Raw genomic sequence first — 22,416 nt, 5'->3', positions numbered from 1 at the left:
GCCATGCTCGAGCTCCTCAAGAACCTCGCCCGCTGGCTGGTCAGCGGCTCGCAGTGGTCCGGCACGGACGGCATCGCCCACCGGCTCGCCGAGCACTTCCAGTACTCGATCCTCGCCACGATCGCCGCCGCCGTCATCGCCCTCCCGCTGGGCCTGCTCATCGGCCACACCGGACGCGGCGCCTTCCTCGCCATCAACCTCGCCGGCTTCGGCCGCGCCCTGCCGACCGTCGGCCTGGTCACGCTGGTGTTCCTGGTCAGCGGGCTGAGCATGTGGCCGGTGTACGTATCGCTGGTGGCCCTCGCGGTGCCGGTGATCGTCACCAACACGTACGCCGGGATGGCCGCCGTCGACCCCGAGACCAAGGACGCCGCCCGGGGGCAGGGCATGACCGGCATGCAGGTGCTGTGGCAGGTCGAACTCCCCCTCGCCCTCCCCCTGATCATGACCGGCGTCCGGCTCGCGGTCGTCCAGGTCGTCGCCACCGCCACCATCGCCGCGTACGTCAGCTTCGGCGGCCTCGGCCGCTACGTCTTCGACGGCCTCGCCCAGCGCGACCTCGTCCAGGTGCTCGGCGGTGCCCTGCTGGTCGCCCTCATGGCCGTCGCCCTCGACCTCGCCCTCGGGGGCCTGCAGAAGCTGCTCTTCCGTCACCGCACCGCGTAATTCCTCCACGGCCTTTACGGAGCCCACGTTATGAACCGCAGGACCCTCCTCACCGGCCTGCTGGCCACCGCCGCCGCTCCCGCCCTCACCGCCTGCGGCGGCATCACCTCCCTGGACAACAACTCCGCCTCCGGCAGCACCGGCGCCGCGAGCTCCGCCGGCGGCCTCGTCATCGGCACCGCCAACTTCACCGAGAACCAGATCCTCGGCTACCTCTACGCGGAGGCCCTGCGCGGCGTCGGCGTCAAAGCCACCGTCAAGCCCAACCTCGGCTCCCGCGAGATCGTCGTCCCCGCGCTCAAGCAGGGCGACATCGACCTCCTCCCCGAATACCAGGGCAGCCTGCTCCTCTACTTGAAGCCCAAGGCCACCGCCACCGACCCCGGCGCCCTCCAGAACGACCTCGCCGCCGTCCTGCCGGACACCCTGGAGGTCCTGCCGTACGCGGCCGCCGAGGACAAGGACGTCTTCGCCGTCACCCGGGCGACCGCCGACAAGTACGGGCTCGCCTCGCTCGACGACCTCAAGAAGCTCGACGGCAAGCTCGTCTTCGGCGGCCCCGCGGAAGACAAGACCCGCGTCGTGGGCCTGGTGGGCCTCAAGGACGTGTACGGCGTCTCCTTCCAGGAGTTCAAGTCGCTGGACGCCTCCGGCCCCTTGGTCAAGGGCGCCCTGAAGAAGGGCCAGGTCGAGGTCGCCAACCTCTTCTCCACGGACGTCGACATCGCCAAGAACGACTGGGTGGTCCTCGAAGACCCCCAGCAGCTCATCCCCGCCCAGCACGTCGTCCCCGTCATCCGCAGCGCCAAGGCCGACTCCAAGGTCCGCAAGGCCCTCGCCCGCCTCGGCGCCGCCCTCACCACCGACGAGCTCATGAAGCTCGACGACCTCGTCGACAACCAGAAGAAAGACCCCGACCGCGTCGCCGCGTCGTGGGCTTCCGCCCACGCCCTCACCGGCTGACCCGCCCCCGCACCGGTGAGCGCGGACCTCTTGTGGGGCTTCCGCCCGTCGGCGACTGTCCGCTTGCTGCGCCTGCGGACGCCGGCGGCGGGAAGCCCCACAAGAGGGTCGGCGGAGCCCGCCGCAGGCGCGGCGCAGCGACCGGCTAGGTCGGCGGCAGGAGCCGCTTCTGGGGCTTGCCCATCGCGTTGCGCGGAAGCGCGTCGAGGAAGCGGACCCGGCGCGGCCGCTTGTGCACGGAGAGGTGGCCCGCGACGAAGTCGATGAGCTGGGCCTCGCTCACTCCGTCGGCGACGACGTAGGCGACGATCTGCTGCCCGAGGTCGGGGTGGGGCGCGCCGACGACCGCCGCTTCGCGGACGGCCGGGTGGTCGAGGAGGGCGTTCTCGACCTCGCCGGCACCGATGCGGTAGCCGCCGGACTTGATGAGGTCGGTCGAAGCGCGCCCGACGATCCGGTGCATGTCGTCCGGCTCGATGACGGCCATGTCGCCGGTACGGAACCAGCCGTCGGCCGCGTAGGAGGCGGCGGTGGCGTCCGCCCGTCCCAGGTAGCCGTCGAAGAGGGTCGCCGCCTTGACCTGCAGCTCCCCCACGGACGCACCGTCGCGGGCGACCGGCTCGCCGTCCTCCCCCACCAGCCGGGTCGCGACGCCGTCGATCGGCAGCCCGACGGACCCGGGCCGGCGTTCGCCATCGGCCCGGGTGCTCACCGTGATGAGGGTCTCGGTCATCCCGTAGCGCTCGACCGGCCGCTGACCGGTGAGCGCCTCCAGGTCGCGGAAGACCGGCGCCGGCAGTGGGGCGCTGCCGGACACCAGCAGCCGGGCACCGCTCAACGCCCGTGCGGCGGAGGGGTCCTGGGCGACCCGGCCCCAGACCGTCGGCACGCCGAAGTAGAGGGAGCCGCCGGCCGCCGCGTACGCCTCCGGGGTGGGGCGGCCCGTATGGACCAGGCGGCTGCCGGTCCGCAGAGCGCCGAGGACGCCGAGCACGAGGCCGTGCACATGGAAGAGCGGAAGTCCGTGGACGAGCACGTCGTCGGCCGTCCAGTCCCAGGCGGCGGCCAGTCCGTCGAGGTCGGCGGCGACGGCCCGGCGGGAGAGGACGACGCCCTTGGGGGCGCCGGTGGTCCCGGAGGTGTAGAGGACGAGGGCGGCCGCGTCGTCGGCCGGGTCGGCGCCGTGCCAGTCCGCGCGCTCGCCGAAGTCGACCGGGGGCAGGAGGTGCGCGCCGGAGTCGCGGAGGATGTGGTCGCGCTCGGCGGGCCCGGCGTCGGGCGGCACCGGAACGACGGGCACGCCGGCGAGCAGCCCGCCCACCACGGCGGCAACGGTCTCCAGGCTCGCCGAGGCGTCCACGGCGACGGCCGGGGCGCCGCCGATGCGTGCGGCGACGGCGCCGGCCGCGCCGAGCAGGTCCTCGCGGGAGCAGGACCGGCCGGCGACGGTGACGGCGTCACCGGTGTCGGCCGTGGCCGTGAGGGCGGGCAGCAGGTGCATCGTTCGGCTCCAAGGTCAGCAGGCCAGCGCACCGCCGACTCTACGCACCGGCTCCTCCCCGGGGAGGGGGCTGGCCCCTGACAGCGTTAGGGGGTTTACCCCAGTGCCAAGCACCGCCCGGCTCCGTACGGTGTCGTCCATGGATGCCCGCGACCAAGAGCTCAAGAAGGAACTCGCCGCCACCATCCAGGTGCGCAAGGATCTGGGCGAGGAGTACGAGTCCGCACTGGTCGACTCCTTCATGGAGAAGATCGACCAACGCCTCGACAGCCACGTCGAGCGTCGCGTGCGCCGCGAACTCGCCCAGCGCCAGACCTCGTTCGCCCGGGCCGGCCGCCAGGTCGCCCCCAGCCGCGGCCCGGCGGGCGGCGGAGGCGGGGGCCGCTTCGCCGCGCGCTACGGCATGGCCGGCTTCTCCCTGATCTTCGCGATCCCGCTGTCCGCGATCGGCTCCGCGAACGCCGGGCTGGCCGGACTCCTGATCACCTGGACCGGCATCGTCGGGGTCAACGTGGCCCAGTCCGTGGGCGCGGTCGTCGCCGAGCGCGGCCTCGCCCGGCGCCGCCACCCCAAGGATGACGACGCCTGGGAGGACTGACGGCCGAGGCCTACGGCTCCGCCGGGGCAGCCGTCTCGACGCCGACCGGTTCGCCGCCCGGGAGACGCCGACGGCGACGCCGCATGAGCAGGGCCCAACGGCCCCGGGGGCCGGAGAGCGTGCCGGCCGCGGCGGCGACCTCCGTACCACCCTCGCCGGCGGCTTCGGCCGCGGCCTGGGCGACGGGGAGGACACCCTCGCCACGCCGCGCGTCGGGGCGGTCCTCCTCGGGCCAGAGGCCGAGGGCGGCGCAGAGCGTGGGGAGCATGGCCATCGCGGCGGTGGCGTAGCCCTCCGCCGAGGGGTGGTAGTTGTCCGGGCCGAACATCTCGCGCGGCCGCGACTCGAACTCAGGTCCGAGCAGGTCCCCCAGCGACACCGTACGGCCGCCGACGCCGACCACCCCGATGGTCTGGGCGGCCGCCAGCTGACGGCTCAGCCGCCGGGCGACCCAGCGCAGCGGCTGGTAGACCGGCTCGACGCTGCCCAGGTCGGGACAGGTGCCGACGATGACCTCGGTGCCGGCCTCGCGCAGCCGCCGTACGGCGTCGGAGAGAAAACGTACGGACTTCGCGGGCGGCATCCGCCGGGTCACGTCATTCGCGCCGATCATGATGACGCAGACGTCCGGGGCGGGCACCTCCTCCCCCGGGGTGCCGTCGCCGTCGCCGTCCAGCAGCTGCGTGACCTGGCGGGCCAGGTCGTCGGACATCGCGCCGGGGTTCGCGACGTTGATCAGCCTGACGGGCCGCTCCGCGACCGCCGCCAGCCCGGAGGCCAGCAGGGCGCCGGGGGTCTCGCGAGCCCGGTGGACACCCTGGCCCGCGGCGGTGGAATCACCCAGAAAGCCCAGCACAAGCGGCGGCTCCCCCGGGCGCTGATAGGGGAGCTGGGCGAATGCGGAGCCATAGCGGCCGTCGGCACGCGGCGGGACGGCGTCGGAGCCGCCCACAGTCCGTCTGGCCAGCGCGACCTCGGTGAGCAGCAGGCCTACTGCGGCGCCACCCACGAGGCCGATTCCACCGCCGCCGTACGCGGCGGCCTGTGCGATACGCCGTGCGACCCGGGCCCTCGACATGCTCGCGTCCACCTCCCGTTACGAGGTACGGACCAATGACAGCGGCCCACACCCTTTCAACACGTAAGTGCCCCGTCGTGTGCCCGATGCAACCCCCGCCATGCTGAGCCGGGGGTCACGCGAGGCGCTGTTGAGCGACGTACCAGGCAAGCTGCGTGCGATTGGCGGTACCGGTGGATTCCATGAGCGCCCGAATGCGCCGTTGGAGCGTACGGAGCGAGACGCCGAGCTGGGTGGCGATGGCCTTGTCGGGCAGGCCGGACATCAGCAGCGACAGCAGCTGGGCGTCGAGCGCGGGCGAGGCCGGGACCTCCGGGTCGGCGGCGAAGCGCAGCGGCGTCGCGCGCAGCCAGCGGTCCTCGAACAGCTCCAGCAGCGCGTCGACCAGCACCGACGGGTGCAGAAGCAGCAGTCCTGCGGAGGCGAGATCGCCGTGCTCGCCCTCGCCGTGGCCATCGCTGTGCAGCGGGAGCAGTGCACGCTCGCCGTCGACGATCATCAGCTTCATGGGGACGCGCGGGGTGGCCCTGGCCTGCTCCCCCGGTGGGATGAAGCCGGGCATGTCGGCCGAGCCGGGGTAGTCCAGCGCCGAGGCCTCGTACAGGGAGCGGTAACTGACCCCGGCGGCCAGCCGTTCCGCCTGCACCTCGTTGGCCTGGTCGACGTACGGCGGCCGGACGAATCCCAGCACCTCCTTGCGCGCCTCCAGCTGGAGCCGCTGCACGCAGCCGCGCTGCTCGGCCTCCCCGTGGACCACCTCGGCGATGCCGCCGAGCGGCGCCGGCTGCCGGCCGCCCGCTAAAGCGGCGGCGAGGCCCGCGAGACGGTCCTGTACGGACCCGAGTTCGGCAGCGAGGCTCATCAGTTCGGAAGCAGGGTGCCCAGGCATCTGCCACCCCCAGTGACGTTAGCGCGGCGTGTCGTGAACGCGACACGCCGCGACTCTAACGTCGCGGTGCACGAGATGTGTGACACCGGTATGAAGCACGTGTTCGCAGAGACGCCGGAGCGCTTACGCTTGCCTCATCTCTCTCGGAGAACCCGGAGACAGTGACTCCTCCCCCTCCCGACGGAGGGGGCTTCTCACTTGGACGCAGCAACGACCTCATGACGGCCAAGCCCTGACCGGCACCCGAAGGCACGTCACGTAGTGTAGCGAACGGGTGACATTCCGCGCCACCGAGCGGGACGGCAATTCCCCACGAAGGAGTATTGACGGTGCAGTTCCACGACTCGATGATCAGCCTCGTCGGCAACACCCCGCTGGTGCGGCTCAACAGCGTGACCGCTGGGCTACAGGCGACCGTCCTGGCCAAGGTCGAGTACTTCAACCCCGGCGGCTCGGTCAAGGACCGCATCGCACTGCGCATGATCGAGGCGGCGGAGAAGAGCGGCGAGCTCAAGCCCGGCGGCACGATCGTCGAGCCGACCTCCGGCAACACGGGCGTCGGCCTGGCCATCGTGGCCCAGCAGCGCGGCTACAAGTGCATCTTCGTCTGCCCGGACAAGGTGTCCATGGACAAGATCAACGTCCTGCGCGCGTACGGCGCCGAGGTCGTGGTCTGCCCGACCGCCGTCGACCCCTCCCACCCGGACTCGTACTACAACGTCTCCGACCGGCTGGTCCGCGAGACCGCGAACGCCTGGAAGCCGGACCAGTACAGCAACCCCAACAACCCGGCCTCGCACTACGCCTCCACCGGCCCCGAGCTGTGGGACCAGACCGAGGGCAGGATCACCCACTTCGTGGCGGGCGTCGGCACCGGCGGCACCATCTCCGGCACCGGGCGGTACCTCAAGGACGTCTCGGAGGGCCGGGTCAAGGTCATCGGCGCCGACCCCGAAGGCTCGGTCTACAGCGGCGGCTCCGGCCGTCCGTACCTGGTCGAGGGCGTCGGCGAGGACTTCTGGCCCACCGCCTACGACCGCGACGTCGCCGACGAGATCATCGCCGTCTCCGACAAGGACTCCTTCCAGATGACCCGCCGCCTCGCCAAGGAGGAGGGCCTGCTCGTCGGCGGCTCCTGCGGCATGGCGGTCGTCGCGGCGCTGCGCGCGGCGGAGAGCCTGGGCCCGGACGACGTCGTGGTCGTCCTGCTGCCGGACTCCGGCCGCGGCTACCTCACCAAGATCTTCAGCGACGAGTGGATGGCCTCCCACGGCTTCCTCGACGAGGGCGACGGCCAGGCCCGCATCGGCGACGTCCTCCAGCGCAAGGAGGGCGGCATCCCGCACCTGGTGCACATGCACCCCGAGGAGACCGTGGGCCAGGCCATCGAGGTCCTGCGCGAGTACGGCGTCTCCCAGATGCCGATCGTCAAGCCGGGCGCCGGCCACCCCGACGTCATGGCGGCGGAGGTCGTCGGCTCGGTCGTGGAGCGCGAGCTGCTCGACGCCCTCTTCACCAAGCGCGCCACGCTCGACGACCCCCTCGAGCAGCACATGAGCGCCCCGCTGCCGCAGGTCGGCTCGGGCGAGCCCGTCGCCGACCTGATGGCGGTGCTGGGCACGGCGGACGCCGCGATCGTGCTGGTCGAGGGCAAGCCGACGGGTGTCGTCAGCCGCCAGGACCTGCTGGCGTTCCTGGCGGAGGAAGCGAAGTAGGCAGTTCCGCGAAGTGGTACAGGGGCGTCACGTCCGCGCAGCACGCGCTTAACACGGGTCCGGCACATTAGGGGATGTCAGCAGGACGACAACCCAAAAATGTGGCGCCAAGGACCTCCGGAGCGGCTCCCGGACCTCCATGGTGACCCTAGGACGCGAAGCCCGGCCCTGACCCGGCTCGTGTCCCTCGCGGGGACCGCCGTCGTCCCGCCCCCCGGCAACGGGGGTGCGGCGGTCCCCGCGCTAAGCCCCTCTTTTTTTGAGGCGAGTTCGCCTCCGCTGCGCTGAGTCACTGTGGGGGCACCTCCCAGACGGAGTCTGGGGGAAGTCGATCGTGCTCGCTCGCTCGTTCCTCGCGGACTGTGCGCGTTCTCTCCCCCAGCGCTTCCGCTGGGAGGTGTCCCCATTTCGACATCGCCCGCTCCGCTTCGGCTCACTCGCCGACCCGGAACCGCAGATCCTGGCGCACCGTCGGCCGTTCGGTCACCACTGCCCCTCAGCCCCTCCGGCGTTTGAGGAGCGGGGTCCGGGGCGGAGCCCCGGTTCGGGAAGGGGCGGGTGCGGGGAGAAAAACTCCCGGCCACGGGCCCGCAGGCGCCACGCGACGGCAACCACCCACCGGGCGGGGCGCGGCCCCGAACACGCGTCTGGTTCCATGTCCCGCATGATCCGAGCCGCCGCCGCGCCCATCACCTCCCTCGCCACCGTCGAAACGCTCATACGCAACGTCGTGGCCGAAGAAGCGACGCCCCGCTTCGGGAAGCTCTCCGACGCCGACGTCACGGAGAAGAAGGGCCCCCTCGACCTCGTCACGGTGGCCGACCGCAGGATCGAGGAGCGGCTCACACAGGCCCTCACCGCGCTGCTGCCCGGATCCGCCGTGATCGGGGAGGAGGCGGTGCACGCCGACCCGTCGCTGCGGGACGCGCTGCTGGGCGAGGACCCGGTGTGGATCATCGACCCCATCGACGGGACGTCGAACTTCGTACGGGGAGTGCCGTCCTTCGTCACCCTCGTCGCCCTCGCCCAGGGCGGGGAGCTGCTCGCCTCCTGGATCCACCACCCCGCCTCGGGGCGGATGGCGGTCGCCCGCCGCGGCGAGGGCGCACTGCTGGACGGCCGGCCGCTGCGCCTCGCCCCAGGCGAAGGCGGCGAGGCCGCCGAGGTGCTGCACATGGCGAGCGCCCGGCCGGCCCATCTCACCGCCGAGCAGTACGACCGCTTCTACGGGCTGGGCCCGGTGCACGGGATCAAGGCCTGCGCGAGCGGTTCGGCGGGGTGCGACTACCTGGACGTGGCGCGGGGGCAGCTGGACGCGGTGACGTACGTGTACGACAACCCGTGGGACCACTCGGCCGGGATCCTGCTGGTCGCGGAGGCGGGTGGCGCCGTGCTGCGCGCCGACGGGAGCGGCCCGTGGCGGATGGCGGACGGGGCGCAGCCCTTCGCGGCGGGGCGTGACGCGGTGGCCGCACGGCGGGTGGCGGCGCTACTGTCGGCGTAAGGACTAAGCGGGCGCTCAGAAAGAGGCCCGTGTCACAGCACGTAGCGCGTGACGGACTGCGCTACGTGCGGGTAACTTCCCAGAGAGTCCTGCCGCCTCGACGAGGAGTGTCGCGATGCCCGAAGCCGTGATCGTCTCTGCCGCCCGTTCGCCGATCGGGCGGGCGTTCAAGGGATCCCTCAAGGACCTGCGCCCGGACGACCTCACCGCGACGATCGTGCAGGCCGCCCTGGACAAGGTCCCCGGCCTCGACCCGCGTGAGATCGACGACCTGATGCTGGGCTGCGGCCTGCCGGGCGGCGAGGCGGGTTACAACCTGGGCCGGATCGTGGCCGTGCAGATGGGGATGGACCACCTTCCCGGCTGTACGATCACGCGCTACTGCAGCTCCTCGCTCCAGACGACCCGTATGGCGCTGCACGCCATCAAGGCCGGCGAGGGCGACGTCTTCATCTCGGCCGGCGTCGAGACCGTCTCCCGCACCATCAAGGGCAGCTCCGACGGGCTCCCCGACACCAAGAACCCGGTCTTCGGCGAGGCCGAGGCCCGTACGCAGGACCGGGCCGAGCACGGCGGCGGGGAGTGGCACGACCCGCGCGAGGACGGGCTGATCCCCGACGCGTACATCGCGATGGGCCAGACCGCCGAGAACCTGGCGGCCCTGAAGGGCATCACCCGGGCCGACCAGGACGAGTTCGGCGTACGGTCCCAGAACCTGGCCGAGGAAGCCATCAAGAAGGGCTTCTGGGAGCGCGAGATCACCCCGGTGACCCTCCCGGACGGCACCGTGGTCTCGAAGGACGACGGCCCGCGCGCCGGCGTGACCCTCGAAGCAGTGGAGGGCCTCAAGTCGGTCTTCCGCCCCGACGGCACGGTCACCGCGGGCAACTGCTGCCCGCTCAACGACGGCGCCGCCGCGCTGGTCATCATGAGCGACACCAAGGCGCGCGAGCTGGGCCTGACCCCGCTGGCCCGGATCGTGTCGACCGGCGTGTCGGGCCTGTCCCCCGAGATCATGGGTTACGGCCCGGTCGAGGCCTCGAAGCAGGCGCTCAAGCGCGCCGGCCTGGGCATCTCCGACATCGACCTGGTCGAGATCAACGAGGCCTTCGCCGCCCAGGTCATCCCCTCCTACCGGGACCTCGGCATCGACCTCGACCGCCTGAACGTCAACGGCGGCGCGATCGCGGTCGGCCACCCCTTCGGTATGACGGGCGCCCGCATCACCACGACGCTGATCAACTCGCTCCAGTGGCACGACAAGCAGTTCGGCCTGGAGACGATGTGCGTCGGCGGCGGCCAGGGCATGGCCATGGTCATCGAGCGACTGTCCTGAGCTTCCCCGCGAATCCGGGTTCAATCGCCGTGAGCTAAGTCGCAATCTAACCGCCCCCAGGACGTGACCTTGTCCCGGGGGCGGTCTATTTGCGCAGGTCAGGGGAGTATCACCCTTTCGGGCTAGGACCGAAGACCCACTCATTTGGTGACGTTCCGCACTGCAAAGGCCAAGGATCGCGGTGCACAGTGGTGGAGTACGTCGAGCAATTCGAGTACTAAGGACAGGCTCGGGACAGACAGTCGGGAGTACGCCAGTGAGCGCCATGATCCTCATTCCGCTTACGGTCGCGGTAGCAGCCGTGGCCGCGGGGTCCGCCGCGCTGCTCGCCGCGCGTGGCCTGCGCCGCGACGTCACCGCACTGCGCGAGGACCTGCTGGCCGCCCGTGCCGCCGCCGCGATCCAGGTGCCGGCCGCTCGTACCGCCTCCCCTTCGGCCGACACCGACGCGATACGTACCGCCGTCGCCGACGCGCTGGCCGACGAGCGCGAGCGCGAGCTCGCCGAGGCCCGCGCCTTCTGGGCCGCCCAGGAGGCCCGCGAGGCCGCCGACGCCCCGCTCTTCGGCGGCGCGGGCCCGCTGGGTCCGCCGCTCGGCCCGCTGGGCCCGCTGCCCGGCGCGCTGCCCGGTGCCGAGCACTCCGACTACGAGGTCCTGCCGTACGGCCCCTTCCTGCCGCGTCAGGCCGATCTGGCGGGGCTGGACACCGACCTGGAGCCCGAGGCGCCCTTCCGGCACCCATCGGACGCGGACTTCGCGATCCCGTCGCCGGTCGTGGCCAACCAGGAGCAGACCGCCGAGCGTCTCACCGACCTCGCCGACGCCCGCATCCCCCTGGCCGACGTGCGCCCCGGCCCGCTGGGCACCCTCGACGTCTACGTCTTCGCCGACGGCACCACGCTCTGCATGACCCCGGGCCACCGCGAGACCGCGCTGCAGCTCTCCGACGCTCTCGACCGGGGCGAGACCCCGGTTCTGCTCGGCGGCTCCGCCATCGCCGGTGCGTACGCGCTCACCTTCACCTATGGCGAAGAGAGCGTCTACATCCTCGCGGACCGCGTGGTCGCGTCCCTGTAGGAAGGTAAAACCTTCCGGGGCACTAGAGGCCGCAACGCTTCGCGGCGAGCTCGATCCGGGCTACCGCGGCGTCCCGCACCTCCGCCAGCTCCGGCCGCCGCTCCAACGCGGCGGCCAGCTCATGCCCGGCCACGGCGATCTGGTCGCCGATCACGAAGACTCCCTCGTCGGGCATCAACAGCACCTCACGGCCGGGGAATTCGACCCTTTGCGCCTGAGCCGCGAGGTCCCGGGCCAGCGCGAGGCCCTCCTGCGCGACACCGCCACGCAGCCGGCTCTGCGGCAGCGAGCGGAAGCGTCCGGCGAGCCGGTCGGCGGCGTTCCGTAGTTCCGTACAGTCGAGCACGACCGCGAGCCTACCCGTGCGTACACATAACCGACGGTCTGAGAGTGTTGCCAACACCCGACGTCTCAGGCACCGTGGGGTGACCGGAACGCATACCGGAGGCGCCGATGTCCCAGATCTTCTCCGAAGAGACCCACCGGAACCTGCTCTCCCGCATCCCTCATTGCACTGGCCGCGAAATCCGCGAATGGCTCCGCGCCGTCGACGACGGCCCCGCCTTCCTCCGCTTCGACGAGAAAGTCAGCTGGCTCCGCAGCGAGCACGACCTGTCCTACGGACACGCGAAGGCGATCGTCCACGAATACGACTTGAGGCGGGCCGCGCGGAAGCTGCTCTAGCGCCCGCCCCCTCCGTACCCCCTCCCCCTCCACACGAACAAACGGGCCCGGGAAGGCGATGCCTTCCCGGGCCCATCGACGTATGCGTCGTCAGTGCGTCAGGTCGTCAGTCCCGCAGGATCGAGATCAGCCGCAGCATCTCCAGGTAGATCCACACCAGCGAGAGGGTCAGGCCGAAGGCCGCCAGCCAGGACTCCCGCTGCGGGGCGCCGTAAGTGACGCCGTCCTCGATCTGCTTGAAGTCCAGCGACAGGAAGAACGCGCCGAGCAGCACACCCACGATGGCGACGATGATGCCGAGGCCACCGCTGCGCATCCCCAGATCGACACCGAAGACCGCCAGCAGCAGATTGACGACCAGCAACAGCACGAAGCCGATCGCGATCGCCATACCGATCCGCTGATAGCGCGCGGTCACCCGGATCAGCCGGGTCCGGTACGCCACGAGCATGCCGCCCGAGACCGCCATGGTGCTCAGCACGGCCTGGAGCGGAGCGCCCGACCACTGCTGGTTGTACGCCTCGCTGATCACCCCGAGGAAGATCCCCTCGAAGGCCGCGTACGCCAGGATCAGCGCCGGCACCGGCTCCCGCTTGAACGACTGCACCATGCCGAGGACGAAGGCGATCAGGGCGGCGCCGAACGCCAGCCCGAGGCTCCCCGCGAGCGCGACCCAGCCGACCACCGCGCCGACGGCCACGGTGCCCAGCGTGATCGCTGTCCGCATGACGACGTCGTCAATCGTCATCCGCCCGGTCTGCAGCGGCCCGGCCGGAGGGGCCTGGTACATCTCCTGCAGCTGCTCGGGCGTGCCGTTGTTGTAGGGGTTCGTGCCCGCGTAGGGGTTACCGCCGGCGTACGGGTTACCGCCCTGGGGCTGCTGCTGCCCGCCGAAGCCTGCGTAGCCGCCGTCTCCGCGGGTGAATCCCCGCCGCGAGAAGACCGGGTTGCTGCTCCTCATCCTTCACTCCTCCATGGCCGCGCGTTACGGCTTCCTCGCAAGGGTAATGGCTTGGCAAAGAAGACGCCGTAATCCTTGAGGAGGATCTTTCCAGCCGACGCCGTTCCAAGCCCGGCGACATTGGCGGGCTCGGTCGGAAGGGACGCCAGGCGAAGGCGTGCCCGGAGCCGGACTTGAACCGGCACGCCCCCGAGGGGCAGCGAGGTTTAAGCTCGCCGTGTCTGCATTCCACCATCCGGGCAGGCGGCGCGTGAGCGCAGTACGAGCCTATCCGGGAAGGCGGGGCGGGCAGGGGGGCGTTGACTCCATGTTGTCTGATTTTATGGGTAACTGACGGAGCGTCTTACACCATCGGAGGGCCGGAATGCACAGGCCCGGGGCCGTCCGGGGGCTGGACAAGGCCCGCAGCATATGACGTGAAATCGCTTGCCCCCTTGTGGGGGACTCAGGGGCGGCGTCATACCCAGGGACTACGGCGAGGCGGTTGCGTACGTCTTGGGCACGCCATGAGAACAGCAGCAGAGGCTGATCCGGAGCGCGATCCCGGCCGGGAGGATGTGGGAAGACCGATCGCCCATGCCCCTGACAGGAGCGCCCTGCCGTGACCACCACCGCCCCGCCCACCACCACCGCTGCCGCCCGAGCGACGGATCTGAGCAAGGTCTACGGCGAGGGCGAGACCCGGGTTGTCGCCCTCGACGGAGTGTCCGTCGAGTTCCGCAGCGCCGAGTACACCGCGATCATGGGCCCGTCGGGCTCCGGCAAGTCCACGTTGATGCACTGCATGGCGGGCCTGGACACCGTCTCGGCGGGGTCGGCGCGGATAGGCGGGACCGAGCTGTCCTCGCTGAAGGACAAGCAGCTGACGCAGCTGCGGCGGGACAAGATCGGCTTCATCTTCCAGGCGTTCAACCTGCTGCCGACGCTGACCGCGGCCGAGAACATCACGCTGCCGATGGACATCGCGGGCCGCAAGCCCGACAAGGAGTGGCTGGACCGGATCGTGGAGACGGTCGGCCTGGCGGGACGGCTGAAGCACCGGCCGGGCCAGCTGTCCGGCGGCCAGCAGCAGCGCGTCGCGGTGGCCCGGGCGCTGGCGAGCCAGCCCGAGATCATCTTCGCCGACGAGCCGACCGGCAACCTCGACTCCCGTTCCGGCGCCGAGATCCTCGGTTTCCTGCGCAATTCCGTACGTGAGCTGGGCCAGACCGTCGTCATGGTCACCCACGACCCGGTGGCCGCGTCCTATGCGGACCGCGTCGTCTTCCTCGCCGACGGCCGCATCGTCGACGAGCTGTACGGCCCGACGGCGGAGAGCGTCCTGGAGCGCATGCGGTGCCTTCCTGGGGGATCCCCCCAGGCCCCCGGCTTCGACGCCAAGGGCCGTACGAGCTGAAGCGGTTACGCCGCCGAGCCCGGCCCGGAACCGCCCCCTGCCCCGCCCCGCTGCCGGCGCCTCGCCGGTCCCCACCCAGGACGTGGAAATGTTTCGCACCGCCCTGCGCAATGTGCTCGCGCACAAGGCCCGACTGCTGATGACCGTGCTCGCCGTGATGCTCGGCGTGTCCTTCGTCGCCGGCACGCTGGTCTTCACCGACACCATCGGCGACGCCTTCAAGAAGAGCTCCGCCAAGAGCCACCGGAGCGTCTCCGTGGCCATCACCCCCGGCAGCGACTCCCCCTACCTCGGCGACAAGCTGCTCACCGCCCTGCGCGGCCTCCCCGGCACGCAGTCGGCGACCGGGTCGGTGTCCGGATTCACCGCCGTCGCCGACAAGAAGGGCAAGCTGATCGGCAGCGGCTGGTCCACCACCGGCGCGAACGACGTCGGGGCCGCCAAGTACCCCATGGCCGAAGGCCGCTCGCCGCGTACGTCCTCCGAGGTGGCCCTCGACCGGAAGACGGCGGACCGCGCCGGGTACAAGGTCGGCGACACCGTACGGATGTCGGTGGACGGCCCGGTGATGAAGCAGACGGTCACCGGGATCTTCACCACCGACGACGGCAATGTGGCGGCCGGCGGCAGCCTGGTGCTCTTCGACACCGCCACCGCGCAGAAGCTGTTCGCCAAGCCCGGCCAGTACAGCGAGATCGACCTCAAGGCGGCGGCCGGCACCAGCCAGTCCGCGCTCAAGGCCGAGGTCGACACGATGCTTCCGCGGTACGCCAAGGGCGCCGAGACGGTCACCGGCCAGAAGCTCGCCGACGACGAGGCCAAGCAGATCTCGTCGAGCCTCAGCGGCTTCAACACCGCCCTGCTCGCCTTCGCCGGCATCGCGCTCTTCGTCGGCATCTTCATCATCGCCAACACCTTCACCATGCTGGTCGCCCAGCGCACCAAGGAGCTGGCGCTGCTGCGCGCGGTCGGCGCCAGCCGCCGCCAGGTGACCCGGTCCGTGCTGATCGAGGCCCTGCTGGTCGGCCTGGTGGCCGGCGTCTCCGGGCTGGCCCTCGGCATCGGCATCGCCGCCGGCATGCGCGCGCTGCTCGGCGCCACCGGGGCGACGCTGCCCGACGGCGCGCTCGTCGTCCAGCCGATGACGGTGGTCGCGGCCCTCGCGGTCGGCGTCGGCGTGACCATGCTCGCCGCCTGGCTGCCCGCGCGCCGCGCCGCGAAGATCCCGCCGGTCGCCGCCATGAGCAGCGTCCACGCCCCGGCCACCACCAAGGGCCTGGTGGTACGCAACACCCTCGGTGCCGTGGTCTCCGCCGCCGGCATCGCGCTCGTCCTGGCCGCCACCGGTATGAAGGACGGCGGCAACGCGCCGATGGGCGCCGGCGCGGCCCTGCTGCTCGTCGGGGTCTTCATCCTCACGCCGCTGCTCTCCCGGCCCGTCATCGCGGCCGCCGGCCCGCTGTTGCGGCCGTTCGGCATCACGGGCAAGCTCGCCCGGCAGAACTCCGTACGGAATCCGCGGCGTACGGCGGCGACGGCCTCCGCCCTGATGATCGGGCTCACGCTGATCACCGGGCTGACCGTCATCGCCACCTCGGTGCAGTCCGCGATCAACAAGATGGCGACGGACTCCCTCAAGGCCGACTACCAGATCAGCATGGCCAACTTCCGCGACCTCTCGCCGGACGTGGAGAAGAAGCTGAGCCGGATGGACCAGGTCACCGCGAGCAGCGGCCTGCGCAACTCCAGCTCCGAGATGGGCTCCCGGGGCAACACCGCCTACCTCACCGGCGTCGACGCCGGCAGCATCGGCAAGCTGGTCAAGCTCGACTTCTCCAGCGGCTCGCTCGGCACCCTCGGCGGCCGTACGGTCGTCGTCGACACCGACACCGCCGTGCAGGAGGGCTGGAAGACCGGCGAGACCGTCCCTGTCGTCTACGACGACGGCAAGAAGGCGCGGCTCACCATCGGCGGCGTCTACCACGGCAACGAGCTGCTCAGCGGCGTGCTCGTCGACGAGACCACCCTCGCTCCGCACATGGAGAAGGTCGCCGACATGAAGGTGCTGGTGAAGACCGCCGGCGGCCCGAGCACGGCGACCAAGGACGCGATCGAGAAAGCGCTCGGCGACAACCCGGCGGTGAAGGTCCAGGACAAGGCCGCCATCTCACAGGAGATCAGCTCCTTCATCGGCCTGCTGCTGAACATCCTCTACGGACTGCTCGCCATGGCCGTCCTCGTCGCGGTGCTGGGCGTGGTCAACACGCTGGCGATGTCGGTCTTCGAGCGCTCGCACGAGATCGGCATGCTGCGGGCCATCGGGCTGGACCGCTCGGCGGTCAAGCGGATGGTGCGGCTGGAGTCGCTGATCATCTCGCTGTTCGGCGCGGTGCTCGGGATCGGCCTCGGGGTCTTCTTCGGCTGGGCGGCCGGACAGCTCATCGCCGGCAGCCTCGATTCGTACGCGATGGTCCTGCCCTGGACCCGGATCGGGCTCTTCCTCGCGCTGGCCGCGCTGGTGGGCGTCCTGGCGGCGCTCTGGCCGGCCCGGCGGGCGGCGCGGCTCAACATGCTCGGGTCGATCAAGGCCGAGTAGGGTCGGCGCCTTCGGCCCCGCCCTTCCTGGGCGGGGCAGAAGGTGGCTTGGCTAGCCCAGCCACGCCGCGCGGGTGCGCGGCATTCCGGAGTCCCCGGAGGCCGTCGTGCGGACGGCGAGGACCTGGTTGACGCCGATGCGGTTGTGCTCGAAGGACAGCGCGCAGGCGGCCATGTAGAGGCGCCAGACCCGGGCCCGGCCGGGGCTGGTCAGGCGGAGGGCGTCGCGCCAGTGCGTCTCGAGGTTGGCGACCCACTGGCGGAGGGTGCGGGCGTAGTGCTCGCGGATGGCCTCGACGTCGCGGACCTCGAAGCCGGCCTCCTCCAGGCGGGAGACGGTGGAGCCGACTTGGGCGAGTTCGCCGTCGGGGAAGACATAGCGGTCGATGAACTCGTCGACGTGGTACTTCTCCTCGTCCGCCACCGGGCGCCGCGCGATCTGGTGGTTGAGCAGCCGGCCGCCGGGCCGGAGCAGCCCGTACAGCACGGCCGCGTATTCGCGGTAGCGGTCGCGGCCGACGTGTTCGGCCATGCCGATGGAGGAGATCGCGTCGTACGGGCCGTCGGGGACGGCGCGGTAGTCCTGGACGCGGATGTCGACGCGGTCGGTGAGGCCGGCCTCGGCGACGCGTTTGCGGGCGTAGGCGGCCTGCTCCGTGGACAGGGTGATGCCGGTGGCGCGGACGCCGTAGTGCTCGGCGGCGTGCAGGACCATGGAGCCCCAGCCGCACCCGACGTCCAGCAGCCGCTGGCCGGGCTGGAGGCCGAGCTTGCGACAGATGAGGTCGAGTTTGGCGGTCTGGGCGTCCTCCAGGGTGGCGTCCGGGGTCTCCCAGTAGGCGCAGGAGTAGACCATGGACGGGCCGAGGACGAGCTCGTAGAAGTTGTTGCCGACGTCGTAGTGGTGGCTGATCGCCTGGCGGTCCCGGCGGGGGCTGTGCAGCATGCCGCTGCGCCGCCGGACCTCCTCCGGCGGGGGCGGCGGGGGCAGTCCGGGGCCGGCGAGCGCCAGCGCCTCGCGGCCCAGGCGGTACGTCGCCGGGTCGCGGAGCACGTCGGTGATGCCGCGCGTCGCGTCGTCGCGCTCCCAGAGGAAACCGGCGAGCCGGTCCAGGGCCTCGTAGAGGTCGCCCTCGACGTCCAGGTCGCCGGCCACCCAGGCGCGGGCCATGCCCAGTTCGCTGGGCCTCCAGAGCAGTCGGCGCAGTGCCCGGCGGTTCCGCAGGACCAGGGCCGGGGCGTCCGGCGGGCCCGACTGGCTGCCGTCCCACGCGCGCACGCGCAGGGGGAAGGGGGTGCCGAGCGCTTGCTCGGCGAGTGCGGTCAGCCGTCCGGCCGCGTCGGTCATGTCGGGCACCTCCGTCGTGACAGGTTCACGGTTCCTCTCAGCACGTAAACATCTGCACGCTACGGAGGTAATCCCCCTGGATGCACGAATGCCGAAGGGCGCCCGCACCACGGATGGCGGGCGCCCTTCGGCTTACGTACCTCGTACGGGTCAGGCCTTGGCCTTCTCCTCGGCCTTGGCCGGGGCCGGAACCGGCTTGGCGACCTGGACCGTGGCCGGCTTGGCGGCCTCGTAGAACTCCTCGCGGGGGTGCTCCATGGCGCCGAGGGAGACGACCTCGCGCTTGAGGAACGCGGCGAGGGTCCAGTCCGCCAGGACCCGGAACTTGCGGTTGAAGGTCGGGACGGCCATGCCGTGGTAGCCACGGTGGAAGTACCAGGCGAGGCGGCCCTTGAACTTCAGCTTGACCTTGCCGAAGCGCAGCAGCGCGACGCCCTTGTGGAGGCCGAGACCGGCGACCGCACCCTTGTTGGCGTGCTTGTACTCGGCCTGCGGGAAGCCGCGCATGCCCGAGATGACGTTGTCGCCGAGGACCTTGGCCTGGCGCAGCGCGTGCTGGGCGTTGGGCGGGCACCAGGCGCCCTCACCGGCGGCGAGGTCGGGGACCTGGGCGTTGTCGCCGGCCGACCAGATGTAGTCGGTGCCCTGGACCTGGAGGGTCGTGGCGGTGTCGACGTGGCCGCGCGGGCCGAGCGGGAGGCCGAAGTTGGCGAGCGCCGGGTTCGGCTTGACGCCCGCGGTCCAGACGATGGTGGAGGCGTCGACCTCGAGCCCGTTGGCGAGCACCACGTGCTTGTCGACGCAGGACTTCATGGACGTGCTGAGGTAGACCTCGATGCCGCGCTCGCGCAGGTGCTCAAGGCCCCATGCGCCGAGCTCCGGGCCGACCTCGGGGAGGATCTTGTCCGCGGCGTCGACGAGGATGAAACGCATGTCCTCGCGCTTGACGTTCGGGTAGTACTTGGCGGCGTCGCGCGCCAGGTCCTCGACCTCGCCGATGGTCTCCGCGCCGGCGAAGCCGCCGCCGACGAAGACGAAGGTGAGCGCCCTGCGGCGGACGTCCTCGTCGGTCGTGGACTCGGCCTTGTCGAGCTGCTCGAGGACGTGGTTGCGCAGGCCGATGGCCTCCTCGACGCCCTTCATGCCGATGCCGTTCTCGGCCAGGCCGGGGATCGGGAAGGTGCGGGAGACCGCGCCGAGCGCGATGATCAGGTAGTCGAAGGGCAGCTCGTAGGACTCGCCCACGAGCGGCTCGACGACGGCGACCTTGCGGTCCTGGTCGATGGTGGTGACCCGGCCGGTGAGGACCTCCGCCTTGGGGAGCACGCGGCGAAGCGGCACCACGACATGGCGGGGGGAGATGTTGCCGGCCGCGGCCTCCGGCAGGAAGGGCTGGTACGTCATGTACGAACGCGGGTCGACGACGGTGACGGTCGCCTCGCCGTAGCGCATCTTCTTCAGGATGCGCCGGGCCGCGTACAGGCCGACGTACCCACCGCCTACTACGAGGATCCTGGGACGCTCCGTGGTGCTCATGGCTTCGAGTATTCACCACGTGCTAGGGGGTGGCTCGTGAGCCCCTTCACAAGCTCTCCCGACCCTTCTGCTACACTGCGCCGCTTCGTGATCAAGGCCACAGCGCGGCGGGTCGACCTGGTGTATGGCGCACGCGGTGATCGACCCCTTTGAAGTGCGGAGATCGTCGCGGGGGCCGGGGCGGCGAGGGATCACGCAATATGGCGGAAACACAGTCCCGCAAGGGGTTTTGAGGGCTGTCGGACCCCTCGGCCTTCGCAAACTGGGCCGTGGGGCCGGAACTTCATGTGAAGAGTTTCACAAACAATCTCGGGCGTGCCGCCGCGGGTGCCGTCAGGCGAGGCTCCAGGCGATGCCGTCGAGGATGTCGTGCTCGCTGACCACCACTTCTCCGGCCCCCGTCCGCTCCATGATCTCGAGCAGGATCAGGGCCCCCGCACCGATGACGTCCACCCGTCCGGGGTGCATCACCGGGATCGCCGCGCGCTCCGCGTGCGTGGCCGCCAGCAGCTGCCCGGTGATCTCCCGGACCCGCTCCACGCCGATCCTGGAGTGGTGGATCGCCGTCGAGTCGTACGCGCGCAGGCCCAGCGCGATCGCGGCCACCGTCGTCACGGACCCCGCCAGTCCGACGAGCGTACGAGCCTGCCTCAGCGGCACCGTCTCCTCGGCCAGATCCAGGGCGGCCTCGATGTCGGCCTTTATGGCGGTGATCGCGCCGAGGGTCGGCGGGTCGAGGACCTTCCCCTCGCGCACGAGGTGCCGCTCCGTCATCCGTACGCAGCCGATGTCGACCGAGCGGGCGGCGGTGACGGTGTCGTCGCCCACCACGAACTCGGTCGAGCCGCCGCCGATGTCCACCACGAGGTAGGGCTTCGCCAGGTCGTCCCGTCCGGTCAGCTCCTTGGTCGCCCCGGTGAAGGAGAACTCCGCCTCCTGCGCGCCGGTGATCACCTCGGGCTCCACGCCCAGGATGCCGACGACGCCGCGTACGAAGTCCTCGCGGTTGGAGGCGTCGCGGGAGGCGGACGTGGCCACGAAACGGACGCGCTCCGCGCCCAGCTCCTCGATCGCGGCGGCATACTCACGGCAGGCGGCGAAGGTGCGCTCCAGCGCCTCGGGCGCGAGCCGGCCCGTACGGTCCACGTCCTGGCCGAGCCGGACGATCTTCATCCGGCGGTCCAGGTCCTTGAGCTCGCCGGTGGCGGGGTCCGCGTCCGCGACGAGCAGGCGGATGGAGTTCGTACCGCAGTCGATGGCCGCGACCCGGGTCACTCGGCGTCTCCTTCGGATCCTTCGGATGCGATCGGCCTGAAGGCGAAGTGGCCTCGATCGGCGCCCTCGCCCGTGCTGTGCACTTCCCAGCCGTCCGCCGGGTCCGGCGCGCCGCACGGCGTCACGCACGGGCCCTTCTTCCACCACTCCGGCAGCATCGCGATGGCCTCGTCGCCCAGCGGGTTCACCCCGGGGCCGGCCGCGAGGGAGTGGCCGACCAGGACGTGCAGGCACTTCACGCGGTCCGGCATGCCGCCGGCGCTCGGGAAGCCCTCCAGGACCTCGATGGCGTCACGGCGCCGGAGGTAGTCCTCGTGGGCCCCCCGGTACGCGGCCGCCAGCTCCGGGTCCTCGGCGAGGCGGGCCGTCATCTCCTTCATGACGCCGTCCGCCTCGAGGGTGCCGATCGCGGAGGCGGCGCGCGGGCAGGTCAGGTAGTAGAGGGTCGGGAACGGCGTGCCGTCCTCAAGGCGCGGCTGGGTCTCCACGACGTCCGGATTGCCGCACGGGCACCGGTGCGCGATGGCCCGCAGGCCGCGCGGGGGGCGGCCCAGCTGCTCCTTGAAGGCGGCGATGTCCTCGTCGGTGGGCGGGGTGTGCGGAGTGGCGGGTGGGGGCGTTTCCATGCGGGGTGTCTTCTCGTGCCGTTCGTTAGTTGCTTGCTGCGTGGGCGGGGGCGGAGCCGTCGGCGTGGTCCACGCCGTCCCAGAGGTTCGCGTACCAGGGCCTGAGGCCGGCGGCCTCGTTCGCGTCGTGCCGGTCGGCGCTGTTCTGCGCGGTGGCACCCGGGGTCACCACGGTATATCCCGTCTCACCGGGCAGGACGTAGTTCAGCCGCTCCCGCGCCTGGCTCCGTACGTACGCCGGGTCCTGCCAGCGCGCCTTCTGCTCCCGGAGCTGCTCCACCCGCTTGCGCGCGTCCTGCGCCTGGCGGCGCTGGTCCGCGATGGCGCTGCGCTGCGCGATGTACTGCCTCATGGGGTACGCCAGGGCGACCACCAGCGCGCACACCACGAGCGCCAGCAGCGCCGCCCGGCCGGTCAGCCGGTTCCGGCGCGGCGCGCTCGGGCCTCTGCCCGTCGCCCGGTACACGCGGGCCTGCGCCTGCGCGCCCAGGGCGCGGATCCGCGTCGCGGTGGAGAAGCGGTCCGGCACGGGCACCTCCGGTGGGGGTTCGCGTTTGGGTCGGCGGCTTGGCCTTCGGTCACCCTACGCGGGCCGGGGGCCCGGGGGTCTTCCCCCACCCCGCCCCTTCCCGAAACCAGGGGCTCTGCCCCTGGACCCCATGGGGTT

General features: G+C 71.3%; 20 protein-coding genes and 1 tRNA gene. 10 read left to right on the top strand and 11 right to left on the bottom strand.

What is annotated here, in order from left to right:
• Positions 1–3: 3 nt before the first annotated feature.
• Together ACFXJ5_RS30190 and ACFXJ5_RS30185 are read left to right on the top strand one after the other, a co-directional pair.
• The gene (locus ACFXJ5_RS30190) at positions 4–666 is read left to right on the top strand and encodes an ABC transporter permease (RefSeq protein ID WP_384637863.1); all 663 of its coding nucleotides are present in this window, start codon (positions 4–6) and stop codon (positions 664–666) included.
• A 30-nt stretch (positions 667–696) separates the two neighbouring features.
• On the top strand, positions 697–1,629 hold the full coding sequence (locus tag ACFXJ5_RS30185) for an ABC transporter substrate-binding protein (RefSeq protein WP_384637860.1): 933 nt from the start codon (positions 697–699) through the stop codon (positions 1,627–1,629).
• Positions 1,630–1,774: 145 nt separating this feature from the next.
• Here ACFXJ5_RS30185 and ACFXJ5_RS30180 read toward each other — a convergent pair whose 3' ends face one another.
• Positions 1,775–3,130 (bottom strand): AMP-binding protein, encoded by a 1,356-nt coding sequence (locus ACFXJ5_RS30180; protein WP_384637857.1) that lies wholly within the window; start codon positions 3,128–3,130, stop codon positions 1,775–1,777.
• Between the two features lie 139 nt (positions 3,131–3,269).
• On the opposite strand from ACFXJ5_RS30180, the gene ACFXJ5_RS30175 reads away from it, so the two are divergent.
• A complete protein-coding gene (locus ACFXJ5_RS30175) occupies positions 3,270–3,728 on the top strand; it encodes a hypothetical protein (RefSeq protein WP_384637855.1) in 459 nt (152 codons plus the stop codon).
• A 10-nt stretch (positions 3,729–3,738) separates the two neighbouring features.
• On the opposite strand, the gene ACFXJ5_RS30170 is transcribed toward ACFXJ5_RS30175, so the two are convergent.
• Together ACFXJ5_RS30170 and ACFXJ5_RS30165 are read right to left on the bottom strand one after the other, a co-directional pair.
• On the bottom strand, positions 3,739–4,806 hold the full coding sequence (locus tag ACFXJ5_RS30170) for an SGNH/GDSL hydrolase family protein (RefSeq protein WP_384637853.1): 1,068 nt from the start codon (positions 4,804–4,806) through the stop codon (positions 3,739–3,741).
• A gap of 115 nt (positions 4,807–4,921) precedes the next feature.
• Positions 4,922–5,668 carry a hypothetical protein gene (locus tag ACFXJ5_RS30165; RefSeq protein WP_384637850.1) on the bottom strand — a complete coding sequence of 249 codons (747 nt, stop codon included), beginning with the start codon at positions 5,666–5,668 and terminating at the stop codon, positions 4,922–4,924.
• Positions 5,669–6,024: 356 nt separating this feature from the next.
• Between ACFXJ5_RS30165 and ACFXJ5_RS30160 the strand changes: the two genes are divergently transcribed.
• From ACFXJ5_RS30160 to ACFXJ5_RS30145, 4 genes are all read left to right on the top strand, one after another.
• A complete protein-coding gene (locus ACFXJ5_RS30160) occupies positions 6,025–7,410 on the top strand; it encodes a cystathionine beta-synthase (protein ID WP_384637848.1) in 1,386 nt (461 codons plus the stop codon).
• Between the two features lie 664 nt (positions 7,411–8,074).
• Complete coding sequence (locus tag ACFXJ5_RS30155) at positions 8,075–8,914, top strand: inositol monophosphatase family protein (RefSeq protein ID WP_384637845.1); 840 nt, start codon at positions 8,075–8,077, stop codon at positions 8,912–8,914.
• Between the two features lie 115 nt (positions 8,915–9,029).
• Complete coding sequence (locus ACFXJ5_RS30150; protein ID WP_384637842.1) at positions 9,030–10,250, top strand: acetyl-CoA C-acetyltransferase; 1,221 nt, start codon at positions 9,030–9,032, stop codon at positions 10,248–10,250.
• Between the two features lie 265 nt (positions 10,251–10,515).
• Positions 10,516–11,328 carry a hypothetical protein gene (locus ACFXJ5_RS30145; protein ID WP_384637896.1) on the top strand — a complete coding sequence of 271 codons (813 nt, stop codon included), beginning with the start codon at positions 10,516–10,518 and terminating at the stop codon, positions 11,326–11,328.
• Positions 11,329–11,350: 22 nt separating this feature from the next.
• Here the strand turns inward: ACFXJ5_RS30145 and ACFXJ5_RS30140 are convergent, their stop codons facing one another.
• Positions 11,351–11,674, bottom strand: a complete 324-nt coding sequence (locus ACFXJ5_RS30140; RefSeq protein WP_384637840.1) for a hypothetical protein — start codon at positions 11,672–11,674, stop codon at positions 11,351–11,353.
• Between the two features lie 107 nt (positions 11,675–11,781).
• On the opposite strand from ACFXJ5_RS30140, the gene ACFXJ5_RS30135 reads away from it, so the two are divergent.
• On the top strand, positions 11,782–12,012 hold the full coding sequence (locus tag ACFXJ5_RS30135; protein ID WP_127359867.1) for a DUF4287 domain-containing protein: 231 nt from the start codon (positions 11,782–11,784) through the stop codon (positions 12,010–12,012).
• 106 nt (positions 12,013–12,118) lie between these two features.
• On the opposite strand, the gene ACFXJ5_RS30130 is transcribed toward ACFXJ5_RS30135, so the two are convergent.
• Positions 12,119–12,973 carry a Bax inhibitor-1/YccA family membrane protein gene (locus ACFXJ5_RS30130; RefSeq protein ID WP_384637838.1) on the bottom strand — a complete coding sequence of 285 codons (855 nt, stop codon included), beginning with the start codon at positions 12,971–12,973 and terminating at the stop codon, positions 12,119–12,121.
• 158 nt (positions 12,974–13,131) lie between these two features.
• Positions 13,132–13,214: transfer RNA gene (locus ACFXJ5_RS30125), tRNA-Leu, on the bottom strand.
• Between the two features lie 360 nt (positions 13,215–13,574).
• Here ACFXJ5_RS30125 and ACFXJ5_RS30120 point away from each other — a divergent pair.
• Both ACFXJ5_RS30120 and ACFXJ5_RS30115 read left to right on the top strand, forming a co-directional pair.
• The gene (locus ACFXJ5_RS30120) at positions 13,575–14,369 is read left to right on the top strand and encodes an ABC transporter ATP-binding protein (protein ID WP_384637835.1); all 795 of its coding nucleotides are present in this window, start codon (positions 13,575–13,577) and stop codon (positions 14,367–14,369) included.
• A gap of 88 nt (positions 14,370–14,457) precedes the next feature.
• Positions 14,458–16,965, top strand: coding sequence for an ABC transporter permease (locus tag ACFXJ5_RS30115; protein ID WP_384637832.1), 2,508 nt, complete (start codon positions 14,458–14,460; stop codon positions 16,963–16,965).
• 51 nt (positions 16,966–17,016) lie between these two features.
• On the opposite strand, the gene ACFXJ5_RS30110 is transcribed toward ACFXJ5_RS30115, so the two are convergent.
• From ACFXJ5_RS30110 to ACFXJ5_RS30090, 5 genes are all read right to left on the bottom strand, one after another.
• A complete protein-coding gene (locus ACFXJ5_RS30110; RefSeq protein ID WP_384637829.1) occupies positions 17,017–18,312 on the bottom strand; it encodes a class I SAM-dependent methyltransferase in 1,296 nt (431 codons plus the stop codon).
• 150 nt (positions 18,313–18,462) lie between these two features.
• Positions 18,463–19,848 (bottom strand): NAD(P)/FAD-dependent oxidoreductase, encoded by a 1,386-nt coding sequence (locus ACFXJ5_RS30105; protein ID WP_384637827.1) that lies wholly within the window; start codon positions 19,846–19,848, stop codon positions 18,463–18,465.
• Positions 19,849–20,181: 333 nt separating this feature from the next.
• Positions 20,182–21,123: a Ppx/GppA phosphatase family protein gene (locus ACFXJ5_RS30100; protein ID WP_384637824.1), complete on the bottom strand. Its 942-nt coding sequence runs from the start codon at positions 21,121–21,123 to the stop codon at positions 20,182–20,184.
• Positions 21,120–21,749 carry a DUF501 domain-containing protein gene (locus ACFXJ5_RS30095; RefSeq protein WP_384637822.1) on the bottom strand — a complete coding sequence of 210 codons (630 nt, stop codon included), beginning with the start codon at positions 21,747–21,749 and terminating at the stop codon, positions 21,120–21,122. The genes ACFXJ5_RS30100 and ACFXJ5_RS30095 overlap by 4 nt, the downstream gene beginning before the upstream one ends.
• 25 nt (positions 21,750–21,774) lie before the next feature.
• Positions 21,775–22,278 (bottom strand): septum formation initiator family protein, encoded by a 504-nt coding sequence (locus tag ACFXJ5_RS30090; protein WP_384637819.1) that lies wholly within the window; start codon positions 22,276–22,278, stop codon positions 21,775–21,777.
• Between the last annotated feature and the right edge of the window lie 138 nt (positions 22,279–22,416).

The organism is Streptomyces sp. NPDC059373, assembly GCF_042751495.1.
In the GTDB taxonomy this organism is placed as follows: Bacteria; Actinomycetota; Actinomycetes; order Streptomycetales; family Streptomycetaceae; genus Actinacidiphila.
Note: the sequence above shows the minus strand (reverse complement) of the source record. Positions and strands in the feature narration are given on the sequence as shown.

Excerpts from the sequence above, each read along its gene's own strand:
- ACFXJ5_RS30110 (WP_384637829.1), bottom strand. The coding sequence starts at position 18,312 with ATGACCGACGCGGCCGGACGGCTGACCGCACTCGCCGAGCAAGCGCTC.
- ACFXJ5_RS30155 (WP_384637845.1), top strand. The coding sequence starts at position 8,075 with ATGATCCGAGCCGCCGCCGCGCCCATCACCTCCCTCGCCACCGTCGAA.
- ACFXJ5_RS30130 (WP_384637838.1), bottom strand. The coding sequence starts at position 12,973 with ATGAGGAGCAGCAACCCGGTCTTCTCGCGGCGGGGATTCACCCGCGGA.
- ACFXJ5_RS30180 (WP_384637857.1), bottom strand. The coding sequence starts at position 3,130 with ATGCACCTGCTGCCCGCCCTCACGGCCACGGCCGACACCGGTGACGCC.
- ACFXJ5_RS30095 (WP_384637822.1), bottom strand. The coding sequence starts at position 21,749 with ATGGAAACGCCCCCACCCGCCACTCCGCACACCCCGCCCACCGACGAG.
- ACFXJ5_RS30175 (WP_384637855.1), top strand. The coding sequence starts at position 3,270 with ATGGATGCCCGCGACCAAGAGCTCAAGAAGGAACTCGCCGCCACCATC.
- ACFXJ5_RS30145 (WP_384637896.1), top strand. The coding sequence starts at position 10,516 with ATGATCCTCATTCCGCTTACGGTCGCGGTAGCAGCCGTGGCCGCGGGG.
- ACFXJ5_RS30105 (WP_384637827.1), bottom strand. The coding sequence starts at position 19,848 with ATGAGCACCACGGAGCGTCCCAGGATCCTCGTAGTAGGCGGTGGGTAC.
- ACFXJ5_RS30150 (WP_384637842.1), top strand. The coding sequence starts at position 9,030 with ATGCCCGAAGCCGTGATCGTCTCTGCCGCCCGTTCGCCGATCGGGCGG.
- ACFXJ5_RS30170 (WP_384637853.1), bottom strand. The coding sequence starts at position 4,806 with ATGTCGAGGGCCCGGGTCGCACGGCGTATCGCACAGGCCGCCGCGTAC.
- ACFXJ5_RS30185 (WP_384637860.1), top strand. The coding sequence starts at position 697 with ATGAACCGCAGGACCCTCCTCACCGGCCTGCTGGCCACCGCCGCCGCT.
- ACFXJ5_RS30135 (WP_127359867.1), top strand. The coding sequence starts at position 11,782 with ATGTCCCAGATCTTCTCCGAAGAGACCCACCGGAACCTGCTCTCCCGC.
- ACFXJ5_RS30115 (WP_384637832.1), top strand. The coding sequence starts at position 14,458 with ATGTTTCGCACCGCCCTGCGCAATGTGCTCGCGCACAAGGCCCGACTG.
- ACFXJ5_RS30190 (WP_384637863.1), top strand. The coding sequence starts at position 4 with ATGCTCGAGCTCCTCAAGAACCTCGCCCGCTGGCTGGTCAGCGGCTCG.
- ACFXJ5_RS30165 (WP_384637850.1), bottom strand. The coding sequence starts at position 5,668 with ATGAGCCTCGCTGCCGAACTCGGGTCCGTACAGGACCGTCTCGCGGGC.